Below are 13,273 nucleotides of genomic sequence, written 5' to 3'. Positions count from 1 at the left end.
TGGAGTCTGCACACATGAAACTACTGGTAGCTGAAGACGAACCCAAAACCGGTACGTACCTCCAGCAAGGTCTCACCGAGGCTGGGTTCAATGTCGACCGGGTTATGACCGGTACAGATGCCCTTCAGCATGCACTTAGCGAAGCCTATGACCTGCTAATTCTGGATGTAATGATGCCTGGGCTGGACGGTTGGGAAGTGCTGCGCATGTTGCGCGCAGCAGGAAAAGACGTCCCCGTACTGTTCTTGACGGCACGCGATGGTGTGGAGGACCGCGTTAAAGGGTTGGAGCTAGGTGCGGACGACTACCTAATCAAGCCATTTGCTTTTTCAGAACTTCTGGCCAGGGTCAGAACGCTGCTGCGTAGAGGCAATGGCTCACCCACGCAAACAACGATGAAAATTGCCGATCTGGAAGTCGATCTGATGAAGCGGCGTGCGATCCGTGGCGGGAAAAGAATTGACCTGACCGCGAAGGAGTTTTCACTGCTGGAACTGCTACTGCGCCGGCGCGGCGAGGTGCTCCCGAAGTCGCTGATTGCCTCTCAGGTTTGGGACATGAATTTCGACAGCGACACCAATGTCATTGAGGTTGCGGTACGCCGGCTACGCGCAAAAATCGATGACGATTTCGATCTCAAGCTGATTCATACCGCCCGCGGCATGGGATACATGATGGATGCGCCGGAGTGAATATGAAGCACCTTTCGCTGACAGCACGCATGAGCCTGATGTTCATGTCCGCGGTAATTGCAGTCCTGACGGTAGCAGGGCTGAGTTTCAATATGCTCAGCCAGCACCACTTCAAGATGCTGGATCGGCAGGCCCTGGTGGAGAAACTCGAATCCGCCAAACATATCCTCAACAATGCTCGCGGTGAAGCGAGCCTTTCGGAAGAATTACCGCAGTTGCGAGCCTTGCTGGGAGCCCATCAGGATCTGGCGGCCACTATCCTGGCCAGTGACGGTTCTGTACTGTTCTCCGCCCCCAGAGCAGTCGAAGTACCAGAGCGTTTCAGACGTGAAAATGAGCAGAGCATGTGGGAGTGGCAGAACGGCCAACACATGTACCGCGGCATGACGGCGCAAATCTCGGTAGCCGATCAGGCTGAGCCGCTCACAGCTTTGCTGATTCTTGACGTCACCAATCACACACACTTTTTCGACACGCTGCAACGATGGTTCTGGATTGGATTGGTCATCAGTGCCCTGTTCAGTGCCACGCTCGGCTGGGTGGTTGCTCGCAGCGGCCTTAGGCCTCTGCGGCAAGTCACTCATGTGGCCTCCGGGATGTCCGCTCGCTCGTTACAGGAACGAATCCCTCTCGAACCAGTGCCGCGGGAACTTCAGCAACTGGTTCTATCCTTCAATGCGATGTTGGCTCGGCTAGAGGATGCCTTCGTTAGGCTCTCCAATTTTTCGGCCGACATTGCCCACGAGCTACGCACGCCCGTTAGCAACCTGATGACCCACACCGAGGTCGTGCTGAGCAAGAAACGCGATATCAATGCCTATGAAGAGAATCTCTACTCCAACCTGGAGGACTTGAAGCGCATGTCTCGGATGATTGATGACATGCTTTTCTTGGCCAAGGCTGATAATGGCCTAATCATCCCCGAGCAGGCCAGGATCGAACTGGCTGACGTAGTCTTCAAGCTGTTTGACTACTACCACCTTCTGGCCGAAGAACATGGCATTGAACTATCGCTCACAGGCACAGGCCAAGTGCTGGGAGATCGGCTGATGCTTGATCGTGCACTTTCCAACTTGCTGTCCAATGCACTGCGCTACACGCCGGTGGGACATACAATTTCGGTTTTGATCCGCGAGACAGCGGACTCCACAACCTTCAGCATCGAGAACCCAGGGGACACAATTAGCTCAGAGCATTTAGAGAAGCTCTTCGACCGCTTTTACCGGGTCGACCCCGCTCGGCGGGAGGGAAGCCCGAGCAACGCCGGGCTCGGACTTGCCATCACCCGATCCATCATTGAGGCTCACAAAGGCCGCATCTGGTGCACCTCAGCCGCCGGCCTCACGGGCTTTCACATCGAATTGCCCCATTCCAGATGATGCCGATCTGGCGGTAAGTAGGCTACAGCTAAACCGCTAGCCCAACTTGACAGGGTGGGTGCAACTCGACTGAGCGCAGATTGCATTCGCCATCCAGATAGGTAACGAGCGGTGAGCTGACACCAGATCACCCCATTCGCTCTCGGGTAGTAGTTTATGAAGTTTGAAAACGGCATACCCCACGCTTGCCTCGCCAATCCAATCCAATGCTCGAATGGCTTCCCCCGCTCCAGTAGCGCCTAGAGCCATCAACCATCGAGGCGCATACCGAATCGACACGGTGGTCTTGCCTACCTGAAGCTCCCTAGAGCGTCCGTCGGTTAGAAAGACATAGCGAACTGGAACCTGTGTGCTCAGCCCTAATTTATTCGCGGCACGAGCCCCGTGGTCGACCAGCACTTCACCCAGCGCATTAGCCAGCGAGTGGACAACCTTCTCCGGTGCCGGCGGGCGCACGCCGAACCGAGTTTCGACTGCGGCAACATAAATGCCCCGAGCAACGCGAAACAGCTTTCCACCTTCGACCAGGCGAGAGAGTCCTCGCTGCACAGCATGGCGAGAACCATGATGCAGGAATCTGCTAGGTGTCAGAACCTCACCTTCTGGAAGCTGTTGAATGATGTCCAGGATTTTCTCGGGAAGAGCCTTCATTGTCCTGTCAAACCTCGTGAGTGGCCCTGCCAAGAACCACCAGAGGTGGCGACCATCTCATGCGGGACACATCATCGAACAATAGACCTGGTGCTTGGCTCCGTCCTGTGAGTACAGGCAATCTCTGTGCGAGTAGGTCTGGCCTGATGCCGTTTTGAAGTCGTAGCCCAAGACTCGTTCGTCCCGGTCATAGACCCTTATCAGCTCGGTCAGCTTCTCCATCGTCCAGTCATTGGATCCATTCAGCCTCGCAGGCAGTACAACCTGGACTGCCTCGACCAGCGTTCCCTCAGCGCGTCTTTGTAGCATGAACACTTGACCATTTCACTCAACGCGGGCGAATGGGAAGAGAAAAAACTAACGCCTTACCAGGTGGTCGTCCTTTGGAGCGAGTGGTCAGCAGCTGCCCGCGGGCGACTGAAAAATGAGCTGGAAATAGCCCGGCAAGAGAACATAAAAGCCAAAAAAGACAAGCAGGCATCCCGCAGTTACCTCTTCTTTGTGGGTGCCCAGGATGCCAAGAACCCTGCGATTTTCCATGTGCTGGATCATCGACTCATTTGCACCGCACATGACGAGCTGGTGTTCCCAGTGCGCAGCTAGGTGCAGATCGGGGCCGCGGAAGGCGGTCTTATGGCAGTCCCCTCGGGCCAGTTTGAGATGTGTTGTAGCGCACTCAACTGCCCAGGGAACACTCCTGTGCTCTCCACATAGCGCAATGCGGATTGGCCATCGCTCCAACCTACGTACTGCATCAGCGCTTTGAGATCCCAGCCGCTGCGGGTGGCCCAGGTGGCAAACCCGCGGCGTAGCGAGTGGCTACTGTACAGCTCCGAAGGCAGTCCTGCCGCCTGCAGTACGGCGCGCATGAGTGGGACAATGCTATTTGGGTGCAAACCCTGCTCACTTAAATGCCCCCAGCGATCAATTCCACGGAATACCGGCCCACGCGCGATGCCCGCCACGCTGATCCAGTCGACGTAGGCTTGTACTGGACATAACCTGGCCAACGCCGGCGCGCTGAAGGTCTGGCCTTGGTTGTCGCGGTCACCTTTGCTCCAGGGCAGAAACAGCTGCATGCCCTCCCCCGGCCTTACCTGGATGTGCTCGACCTGCAGACGGCACAGCTCATCGCTGCGGAACGCCCGCCAGAAGCCAATCAGCATCAACGCACGGTCGCGGCAACAGCGCAGCAACCGCGGCCAGTCGTCCTCCGCTCGTGCTCTCCCCTCGGCCTGTTCCAACCACAGCACGCACTGTTCGAGTTGGCGCAATTGCAACGGCTCGGCCTGCTTCTCCTGGCGCGGGTGCAGAGTACGGATTCCCTTGAGGATCTGGCGAACCAGTGGGGTCTTGGTCGGATCGGGGAAGCCTTGGCTGACGTGCCACTGCGCCAGTGCCGCCAGGCGCAGCTTGAGAGTGTTACTGGACAGCATGGCGGCGTGATCGACCAGGTAGCGCACGATGGCATCGCTGGTTGCCGGCAGAAAGCCGCCCCAGGTCACTTCGAAGTGCTCGAGCGCCTGTTGGTAGCTGCGCCGCGTGCTAGCGCGGGTGCCGGCCTGCAGGTACCGCTCGATCTCCTGGCTCATCTGGGCGTATCCCCTTGGTGTACCGGTGAGCGACGACTAAACGACAAAAATGCCGCCTCACCTTGGATAATTCATGATTACCCAATTCTAGATTATTGGTAGAAAATAAGGGAAATTCTTGATAAAGTGCTATGTATCTACATGGTATGTACCACAGAACGAAATCGTTAGGAGGCTCCGTCATGGCCCGTGGTGGAATCAACAAAGCTGTCGTGCAGAAAGCCAGGCATGCCCTCCTCGCCCGCGGCGCCCACCCCAGTATTGATGCGGTGCGCATCGAGCTGGGCAACACCGGTTCAAAGACCACCATTCACCGCTACCTGAAAGAGCTCGAAGACGCCGAGCGCGGCCGGGATGCGGCTTCGATCCCGCTCAGCGAACAGCTGGCCAATCTGGTCAGCCAACTGGCAGATCAGCTAGAGGAGGAGGCGCAGGCCGCGGTGGCCCTGGAGCGCGAACAACTGACCCGCGAACGGCTCGATTACCAGCATCGGTTTCGACAGGCCGAAAGCCGCATCCAACAACTGGAAGGCCAGACCGCGCTCGACGCGGAACGGCTTCAGACCACTCATCACGAGTTGCAGCAGGCACGCGAGCAACGGCAACAGGCCGAGATCGAGAACGCCCGCCTACAGCAGGCTAATCGTGACCTCGAGGAGCGGCACAAGGATCGCGACGCACAGATCCACTCGCTGGAGGAAAAACACCGACATGCGCGCGACACCCTGGAGCACTACCGACAGGCCAGCAAGGAACAGCGTGAGCAGGAACAACGCCGACACGAGTCGCAGGTACAACAACTGCAACTAGAACTGCGGCAACTGCAGCAGACCTTGATAATCAAGCAGGACGAGCTGACGCAACTGAACCGCGACAATGCACGCTTGCTCACCGAGGCGCGGCAGTTGCAAAAAGAGCGACATGCACAGCAACAGCTAGTGGCGCAGAAAACTCAGGCCCTGGAGGCTCTGCAGAGCACGCTGGCCGGCTCCGAACGCACGAATGAAGCCCTTGATCAGCGTTGTCGCACATTGCAGGAGGAGGTGTCCCGGCTGAGCGAAGCCTCCGCGCTTCAGGCGCAGCAGACGCAGGGCCTGCAGAAGCGCTTGGTCGAAGCCACTACACAGCTGAAGCTACTCGGGGCACCGCTTGCGAACAGCGATGGCGCATGTAGCACATGAACCGGCACACTGAGCCTATGCGCTGAGCGGAGGTGAAGATGACACTACTTGAGACTACCAATGAGGGGGCTGCGGAACCTGTCCGTTTGACTACGCCACTGGGCCAGGCCATTGGTAATCTGTTCGCCCGGGCCTTGCCGCTACTGGATGGCAATCCGCCAGGCTCGCTCAAAGTCTTCGTCTTCGGCGGCTGCGCGGTGCACCTGCTCACCCATGCGCGTGGTAGTGCGGACATCGATGCGGAGATCGAGGCGGCCCGCGTGCTGCGTAAGGACGAGATCATGGCCGTCTACACACCGCCAGAGGGTTATGAGGACGGCGACGGCCGCGACTTGCAGGTGTACCTGGACCAGAACTACACCAATGCCCTCGGGCCACTGCACGAGGACTACCGCGAGCGCGCCATCCCGATGGAGGGTTTCGAGGGTGAGCAGCCGCTGCATATCTTCGTTGCCGCCGGCGTGGATCTGGCCATCTCCAAGCTCGGCCGCTTTACGGAAAACGATCAATATGATATCGAACAGCTCATCGAATGTGGCCGTGTCGATGTCGGCCAGTTTGTTACACTGGCAACAGAGGCAATCGATTATGCCGTGGGCAACCGAAGCGCAATGCTAGGCTGCCTGAAACTGGTCATAGCGAAGTACCTGGAGGATGGGCGAGATGCCACGTCTGGATCGTAAACAAAGCTTTGGCACGCTCCTGGAGACTGTCACCCAGCAGCGTCTTAGCCAAGTTGCGTCCGATGCTCTTGTGGAGCTTGCCAAGCAGTTGTGGTACGAAGAGCGCGACCTCGTGCCAGTACTGCAGCGTGAAGTGGCAAGCAAGCTGCGCGAGCCTGAACAGAAGCTGCGTGCCCTCTATCTCGTCGACCTGCTGCGTCGCTTTCCCTGTGTATCAACGGACAAAGCCGCGCGCCTAAAAGGCTTTGTCAGCAGTTGGTCGAACCTGAAACCAGCAGAACGCTCACCTCGTGCGACCCAGCTTGTCTCTCGCTACCAACTCGACAAGCTGGCCTATGAATGGGGGCTTGAAGAGGACGTCAGCAAGCAGATGCAGGATGTCCTGGCTTTCCAAACCCGCCATTACGCCGCCACCCAGGGCGTGAAGACGGGCTATTCAGAGCCAACGCCCGTAAGCTAGCAGCAGGGCACGGCAAAATGGACGCGGAATGGCCAACTCAACAAATGACGACCAACGACTCGCTGATCTAACACGCGAGGCATTAGCCGACGTGAGCGAGGGTTTGGTGATCGATCACGCATTGGTCGAGACCTGGGCTCAGAGCCTTGATACCGACACCCCGGTGCCTTTGCCAACTCCAGATCGGCCTACTTAATTCGCAGCAGGCCGAACTGATCCTCAGCGGTATCAGGCTGAAGCCATTGCGCTAAGCGCGCCTTCGCTTGAGCAGGACTTCCATTCTGTTCGTTTAAATACAGCAAGTTACAGAACGAATGCACTAATTTTTGCCTCATCTCGGCATACCCCTGATTCCCCCCTTACCTCGGCATAACTTCAATCAGGCGTTCAGAGCCGATTCTATAATTGACTATAAAATCCTATAAAGCCCATCCTGAGTAACTTAGCGACGCTAGAAAGATATTTAAATACAATCAGTTGCAGCGCGTATGTCCTAATTTTCCTTTATCTCGGCATGACCCCCTTCAGGCCCGGGGCGCTCCAGATATCGCCCTCTCGGGCCTTGACCACGATGGTCAGTCGGTTCGCCCCCAGCAGGTCATTGCGGTAGGCCTCGAATGTCTCGATGTATTCGTGGCCTACCGGCAATTGCTTTTCGAAGCCGGCATCCATGCGCAGCTGTACGGCGAACCAGCCCATGATCAGCGTGAATACCGCCAGGCTCGCCAGCACCAGCCGGCGATGCCTGAACAACACACCTTCGACATATGACAACAGGCCACGTGTCGGGGCCTCAGGTAGCTTTACAGAACCGTTCAAGGCAAGCCTCACAAGGTGCGGGAGATCGCGATGCCGACATAATCGCGGTCACGATAAAGCTGGTCGTAGGGCGTCTCACCGCCCATGAACTTCGCGTAGTTGAGGGAAATCTGCCAACTGGCCGGGTTCCGCACGAAGTTCAGGTACAGGTTCATGCTGCTCGCGTCCTTGGTGAAGGTTGCGCTGAGGTTCGGTGTCCGTCCTCCCAGCGACCGTGCATAGAAGACGCCCGGCGTGACCTGCCAGCCCGGCAACAAGGTGCCGTCATAGGTCAGGCTGAAGTCCAGGTTGATCCCTGAAGAGGTCTTGTCGCCACGGGACTTCGGCGCTCTGGCAGGATCCAGCTGCCAGGCATTGAGCCCCGCGGCGAGCGGTTCGCCATTGACCTCGTCATGCAGCCCCGGGTACTTGATGACCACCAGTTCGGTCAGCAAGCTGCCCGTGCTGGCCCCGCTGAAATCCAGAAGCGTCGGGGAATTGGACGGCGTGAAGCTGTACAGGCCGGTCAGGTGCCACTGGAATTTCTTCTCGTCCTTCCAGCATTTGCCGCCGTTGCCGGTACACAGGTCGATGACCGGGTTGAGCATGACCGAGTCCTTCGGCCGGTACGACAGCTCCGTACCGACGGCCCAGTCACCGATCGGCATGTTGGCACTGATGCCGTACATCATCCGGTCTTCCTGGTACTCCCAGGTCGGTGCCGCCGCGAAGGTGTTCGGGTCGAGAATGGCGACACGCAACGATGGCAACTTGTCGTGATAACGCATCACGTAGAAGCCATAGGCGACGTCGCTGTCCTCCGGCTGCCAGCGCAGCGAAAGGCCCCACTGGCCGCTGTCACGGGCGTCCTTTTCGGAGAATCCATAGTCCCCCCTGCCCTCACCCAGCGCGTTGGTGGTGGACCAGTAGCTGCCCACCGGCGGCAATTCGCTCTTGTTCCAGCGGAATTGATAGTAGGCCTCGACGTTGACACCCGAACCCAGGCCCGACGCGACACTGAGCATCGGCGCCGGCAGCACGGCCTCCTTGAGCTGCACGCCGGGGCGCGCCAAGGCCTGGTAATCGTAGGCGTTGGTATTGTTGATGCCACCGGCCACGAACAGGCTTTCGCCCCAGTTGATCACCTGGTTGCCCAGGCGTGCGCGGACCCGCTGCCCGCCCACGTCGAAGCCTTTGCTCACCCACAGGTCCAGCAGGCGGGCCTTGAACGCGAGGTCGTCGCGGGCGTCGTCGCTCAGCCCGTTGCTGCCGACGCTCTCCGGGGTGTTGAACGACAGCGTGCCGGTGGTATCGGTGGCAGCGAAGTCGCGGATCCAGGTGCCGCGCGCCATGAAGGTGATGTCCTCGGGCATCTTCAGCAACAGCTCATGGGTGCCCTTGAGGTAGTTGGTGAACATGTCGCCGCGGTCGTAGTTCAGGTCGCCCTGGTCGGCCACGCCGGAGCTCTGCGCCAGGCAGCCGGAGGGCGCGTTGTGCCCGGTCGGTCCCTGGTTGATCAGGTTGCAGCCCCGTGACTCGGTACGCAGACCCATGCCTGCGGTGATCGTGGAGTCGAAGGAGCCATTGAGGGTTTCGGTTTCGAACGTGAATCCCATTGCCAATGGGGTTGTGCACGCGATGACAAGGCCTGAGGCTTTCGTAATTATTTTTTTCATGCTGGCTCTCGATCTGACGTCGGTTAGCGCTCGCTGATGGCTCGCAGATTGTCGGAGGTGAAGAAGTCACGCTTCAGGCGGGGGGAGCCGTTGTCTTCGGTGAGCCAGCGAATATCGTTCTTGCCCGCACCGATCGAGGTCATGTCGAAGAGGTAGCGGCCATCCGCCAGGTTGTACTGGACCTGGGCCTGGACGTCGCAGGCGCCTGTCTCGTACACGGGAATCGAGAACCCTTCGCGCACTTTCCAGATCTGCCCTTGCTTGTCGTAGTCCACCGCCAGCAACGGGTTCCAGCTGTCCTCGTCGATGTAGAACATGCGCTTCGGCGCCTGATGGCGCATGCCTTGACGGACATTGGCCTCGACGACCCAGACCCGATGCAGCTCATAGCGACGCGACTGCGGCGCGATCGAGTCGTTGCCGGCAAACGTCTCCACCTTGGCGCCAGTGTCGTAGGCACCGAAATCGTTGTAAGGCACCAGCAACTCCTGCTTGCCGATCAGCTTCCAGTCGAAACGGTCCATGGTGCCGAAGAAGACGTTCGCCTCGTCGACGGTGTACTGGTTATCCAGGCCGATCTGTGGCGCATCGTAGGAGTACGACGGCATTCGCCGCACGCGGCGCTGGCCGGGGAAGTAGTAGAAGGTCGTGGCCTGTTCGCCGGCCACGGCAGTCTGTACCGCGGACTGGCCGGCCAGAGCAGCCGGCTCGAGGTAGTTGAAGAAGGTCGCATTCTCCAGGCGGCCAACTGACGAGAAGAGCGCACTCCCCTTTTTCCCCCAGGGCGTGAAGAAGAAGGTATCTGTCGACTGACGTAACCATTCCCCCCCTTTGCGTGGAGAAATTCCGGAAATGGTCCGGGGAATTTCGACGCCAACGCCGCGGTAGCGCATCTTCATGTTCCACATCACCTCGGCACCGGTACTCGGCATGGGGAACGGGATGCCCGGAACGTGAGCCTCGTCCAGAGCGAGGCCGGCAGCATCGAGCTTGGCGAAACCAACGTTCTGCCGGGTGTTCTCGATCACGAAGTCCGGAGCGCTACAGGTCCGACGGGTCGGATACACATCCATGCGATAGCCGGGAATCCTCTTGAACAGCTCGACCTGTCCGGGGGACAGCTTGCTCGAGTGTTGCGCGAGATTGTTCGCGTCGATGCTGTAGAGCGGCTTGTCGCCCTTGAACTTCCAGTGCTCTCCTCGCACCTGGCCGTAGCTCCATCCCTCGTCCTGCTGTCCAGGCTGCGTCCAGGCAGGAATGTCCCCGCTTGCACTCGCTGCGATCTCCCCGCCCAAGGGGGTCAGTTTCGACCCCAGCGCCTCGGGGCCCTGGGGCGCCGCCTGGACCGAACAGAGCACGGTCGATACCGCGAGGGTCATGAACAACTGCTGCTGGAAAACACGACGGGTGGGCGCTTCACCTTCCAGCCGTTCAGTTACATCTTTCATTGGATGGCTCCTCACACAGGGCATGGACCGGTTGCTCGACCTCCCAAGGGGAAGAAGTCGGCTCCTGTCGATAATGATCATTTGACCTGATCAATTGACCATGTCGGGCGATCATGAGGCAAACCATATGCCAGTTCTCTTTCATGTTTTTTTAATTGTTATAAATCAGGCGGTTATGGAAAAAGTTCTGTTCCAGGCCCAGTGCCCTGTGCACCACCTTGGGAAGTAAAGAAACATGTGTTACCTGGAGATGCTTGGTAACAGGGCACAAGAGAGCTTGAGGGGAACTTTCGTAGATATCGGCTCGGGCATTTTCAATTGTCGTTTCGCCTCGAGTCAGAGGGAGCGATCGGATATGACCGGTCATGAATCGAGCAACTTTATCCGACAATGCACGCTCCGCGGCGGAGCGGGACTATAGCGGATGTAATGCCTGCAAAAAAAACCGCCCCGAAGGGCGGTAAAAGGCAGGGCCAGGGCCTGCCATGGAGTTACAGCAGAACAGTTCTGCCAGGTTGTCGGATCAGAAAGAAAAACTTGTCGCGCCGTATTGTTTAGCGTGGACGAGGAAACGCTTGGCCGTATACCTTGTTCGAACGCTCCAGCGCACCATAGGCATAGTACAACTGCACCATGGAATAGGACCAAGCCAGGAAGGCCATGGTCATGAAGACCATCTTCGTGTCGTCTCCCGGAATCGGGAAGAAGTCATACCTGAGCGCTACTACCAGGCCCGCCAGCCCGCCAACGATGGTGGCCAGAGTATGGAGGGCTTCGCCTGCACGGGCCAGTTGCAAGGTGAAGTAGCAAAGATACAAGGTATAGGCTGACCACATGAATACATAGAAATAAGGGAGGAATCCCGCGATGATTCCAGACAGGAAATAGACGCCGGTAGCGGCAAAGCCAGCTACAAAAATGAGAATGTCCTTGGCGGGCGACGGTTTGTAATCGTGGGTAACTGCCATTAGCCCGAGAGTAGCGATAACTGGCACTCCCACCCCTCGCGAAAAGGCGTCGAGAAAGATCGCGATGTTGTAGTTGGCTTGCCAGCCGGTGGCTATGAATGTAGTGAAGTTCGATGCCGAGATACCTACGATCAAGAACTCCAGACCAAGCAAATAGTTTTTCCGCCTGATGAATGCAGCGCCATAAAACAATCCGGAAATCACCAGGAGAATACATGAGAGCAGAGCGAACAAGTCTCTCGGTTCCACGTTAACTGCCCCTTCAGATAGAGTTGTATCGATGCCTTGTGTCTAATCGGTGCAAGGGAGTACGGGCATATCCCCATTAACTCCCCGCATCGTTATCAGCCATTCAAGGCTTTGTCTTTGCGCACTTTCTTGTCGGTCCATGCATCCAGTAGCCTGGCGGCCGCAAAGGCCGACTTTATGGCGCACCATTGAAGTGGCTCGGGTAGCATGGATGGCGTCTTGTGTTCCAGCGCCGCTAGCAGCGGAGGCTCTCCACCGCCGATTCGCTCGGCGAAAAGCGCGCCCATGAGCGATTGAGTGGCAAGGCCATGCCCTGAACATCCCGCCGTATAGAAGATGTTCTGCCTGGCCCCTGTCACTCCGACCACGGGGAGGAAGTCGTAGGCCCCGCTGATATACCCGCTCCAGCAATGCCGAATGGCAAGGCCCTGCAAGGAAGGAAAACGCTCGCGCAATACTCGCGACAACGCGGCGTAGGCGGCGTGGTCCGGAATATTGGGTGTCTTCGAGCCGTAGGCATAACCCAATTGCTTCACGGTCAGCAGCAGGGTGTCATGGGCCGTCAGGCGATGACTTTCCATGGTGTAGTGCGGCGTAATGAGGCCTTCACGCTCTTGCCAACCCAGGGACGCCAGTTGCTCCGCCGATAGTGGCTGGGTTTCGATTGCCGAAACCCGGATCGGTGCAACCTTGTTGCGTAGCACTCCCAGCTGAGGCGTGTAGGCGTTGGTCGCCAGAACCATTACAGGGGCGGTGGCGATACCCTGGGCCGTATTGCAGGTAATCACCTGTCCTTCACAGTAGGAAAGCACCGGCGTGCGTTCGTACAATTTCACGCCAGCCTTGATTGCCGCACGACGCAGGCCGTTGACGTACTTTCCCGGATTCAAGGTGCCGCCACGCTGCTCGCTGCCAAACAGGAATGCGGGCGGTATGCCTCGCGCGCGCATCTCGGCGCTATCCACGAAGCGAGTGACAGAGCCCAGCGCGTGGCCAAGCTCCATGTTCGCTCGCAGTCGCTTTTCCTGGCTGGGATGGACGGCGGCCCGGATGATTCCCGAGGGCGTGTAATCGCAATCGATGTCCAGCGCAGCCAAACGCTCTTCCACATAAGTGACGGCCTCGTCATAGAAACCGACGAACTTACGTGCCTGCTCAAGCCCCACTCGCTTGACGAAAACCTCGCATTCTATGCCCATGCTGCCGAGCAGATAGCCGGCATTGCGCCCGCTGGCCCCGAAGCCTGCGAACTGCTGTTCCAGAACGATGACGTTCGCTCCACGCGCCCTTAGTTCCAGCGCCGTTGACAGGCCGGCGAACCCGGCGCCGACCACGACTACGTCTGCGTGCTCGTGGCCTGTCAGCGCCGGCTGCAGGTCGTCTGGCTGCTCCACCCATCCGCCAAGGCTGCGGAATCTCATGGGTTCGGCATTGTTGCGTGCCGCTCCGTTGAAGGCATTCATTCACATCACTCCCGGGTTGCCGGACGTTGTTCC

Annotated in this window: 12 protein-coding genes and 1 pseudogene; 6 read left to right on the top strand and 7 right to left on the bottom strand. The window is 58.3% G+C overall.

Annotation, left to right across the window (positions count from 1 at the left end; genetic code table 11):
• Positions 1 to 14 precede the first annotated feature (14 nt).
• Positions 15 to 692, top strand: a complete 678-nt coding sequence (locus LT948_RS24425; RefSeq protein WP_004374688.1) for a heavy metal response regulator transcription factor — start codon at positions 15 to 17, stop codon at positions 690 to 692.
• 2 nt (positions 693 to 694) lie between these two features.
• Positions 695 to 2,071 (top strand): heavy metal sensor histidine kinase, encoded by a 1,377-nt coding sequence (locus tag LT948_RS24420; RefSeq protein WP_003139556.1) that lies wholly within the window; start codon positions 695 to 697, stop codon positions 2,069 to 2,071.
• Between the two features lie 36 nt (positions 2,072 to 2,107).
• Here the strand turns inward: LT948_RS24420 and LT948_RS24415 are convergent, their stop codons facing one another.
• On the bottom strand, positions 2,108 to 2,722 hold the full coding sequence (locus LT948_RS24415) for a DUF6088 family protein (protein ID WP_004374692.1): 615 nt from the start codon (positions 2,720 to 2,722) through the stop codon (positions 2,108 to 2,110).
• A 315-nt stretch (positions 2,723 to 3,037) separates the two neighbouring features.
• Here LT948_RS24415 and LT948_RS24410 point away from each other — a divergent pair, with 315 nt between their 5' ends.
• Entirely contained in the window at positions 3,038 to 3,325 is a 288-nt protein-coding gene (locus tag LT948_RS24410; RefSeq protein WP_016487034.1) for a hypothetical protein, read from the top strand.
• Here LT948_RS24410 and LT948_RS24405 read toward each other — a convergent pair.
• Complete coding sequence (locus LT948_RS24405; RefSeq protein ID WP_003117287.1) at positions 3,322 to 4,314, bottom strand: site-specific integrase; 993 nt, start codon at positions 4,312 to 4,314, stop codon at positions 3,322 to 3,324. The two genes, LT948_RS24410 and LT948_RS24405, sit on opposite strands and share 4 nt — an antisense overlap.
• Positions 4,315 to 4,496: 182 nt before the next feature.
• Here LT948_RS24405 and LT948_RS24400 point away from each other — a divergent pair, with 182 nt between their 5' ends.
• From LT948_RS24400 to LT948_RS24390, 3 genes are read left to right on the top strand one after another with little or no spacing between them, the layout of a single operon-like run.
• Positions 4,497 to 5,495 carry a DNA-binding protein gene (locus LT948_RS24400; protein ID WP_003117288.1) on the top strand — a complete coding sequence of 333 codons (999 nt, stop codon included), beginning with the start codon at positions 4,497 to 4,499 and terminating at the stop codon, positions 5,493 to 5,495.
• A gap of 38 nt (positions 5,496 to 5,533) precedes the next feature.
• Positions 5,534 to 6,178, top strand: a complete 645-nt coding sequence (locus LT948_RS24395) for a DUF6036 family nucleotidyltransferase (RefSeq protein WP_003117289.1) — start codon at positions 5,534 to 5,536, stop codon at positions 6,176 to 6,178.
• The gene (locus tag LT948_RS24390) at positions 6,159 to 6,638 is read left to right on the top strand and encodes a hypothetical protein (protein ID WP_003117290.1); all 480 of its coding nucleotides are present in this window, start codon (positions 6,159 to 6,161) and stop codon (positions 6,636 to 6,638) included. The genes LT948_RS24395 and LT948_RS24390 overlap by 20 nt, the downstream gene beginning before the upstream one ends.
• A gap of 522 nt (positions 6,639 to 7,160) precedes the next feature.
• On the opposite strand, the pseudogene LT948_RS24385 reads toward LT948_RS24390, so the two are convergent.
• The 5 genes and pseudogenes from LT948_RS24385 to LT948_RS24365 form a co-directional block, all read right to left on the bottom strand.
• Positions 7,161 to 7,412: pseudogene (locus LT948_RS24385) on the bottom strand (RND family transporter); the annotation flags it as partial.
• Between the two features lie 53 nt (positions 7,413 to 7,465).
• On the bottom strand, positions 7,466 to 9,112 hold the full coding sequence (locus LT948_RS24380) for a DUF1302 domain-containing protein (protein ID WP_023094036.1): 1,647 nt from the start codon (positions 9,110 to 9,112) through the stop codon (positions 7,466 to 7,468).
• A gap of 23 nt (positions 9,113 to 9,135) precedes the next feature.
• Positions 9,136 to 10,560 (bottom strand): DUF1329 domain-containing protein, encoded by a 1,425-nt coding sequence (locus LT948_RS24375; RefSeq protein ID WP_015648785.1) that lies wholly within the window; start codon positions 10,558 to 10,560, stop codon positions 9,136 to 9,138.
• A 554-nt stretch (positions 10,561 to 11,114) separates the two neighbouring features.
• Entirely contained in the window at positions 11,115 to 11,762 is a 648-nt protein-coding gene (locus tag LT948_RS24370; protein ID WP_019485411.1) for a hypothetical protein, read from the bottom strand.
• A 110-nt stretch (positions 11,763 to 11,872) separates the two neighbouring features.
• Entirely contained in the window at positions 11,873 to 13,240 is a 1,368-nt protein-coding gene (locus LT948_RS24365; protein ID WP_023091817.1) for an NAD(P)/FAD-dependent oxidoreductase, read from the bottom strand.
• Between the last annotated feature and the right edge of the window lie 33 nt (positions 13,241 to 13,273).

Source organism: Pseudomonas sp. CP-1 (assembly GCF_021213715.1).
GTDB classification, from domain to species: domain Bacteria; phylum Pseudomonadota; class Gammaproteobacteria; order Pseudomonadales; family Pseudomonadaceae; genus Pseudomonas; species Pseudomonas aeruginosa.
The sequence above is the reverse complement of the archived record's forward strand: the minus strand, read 5'-3'. Positions and strand labels throughout refer to the sequence as shown.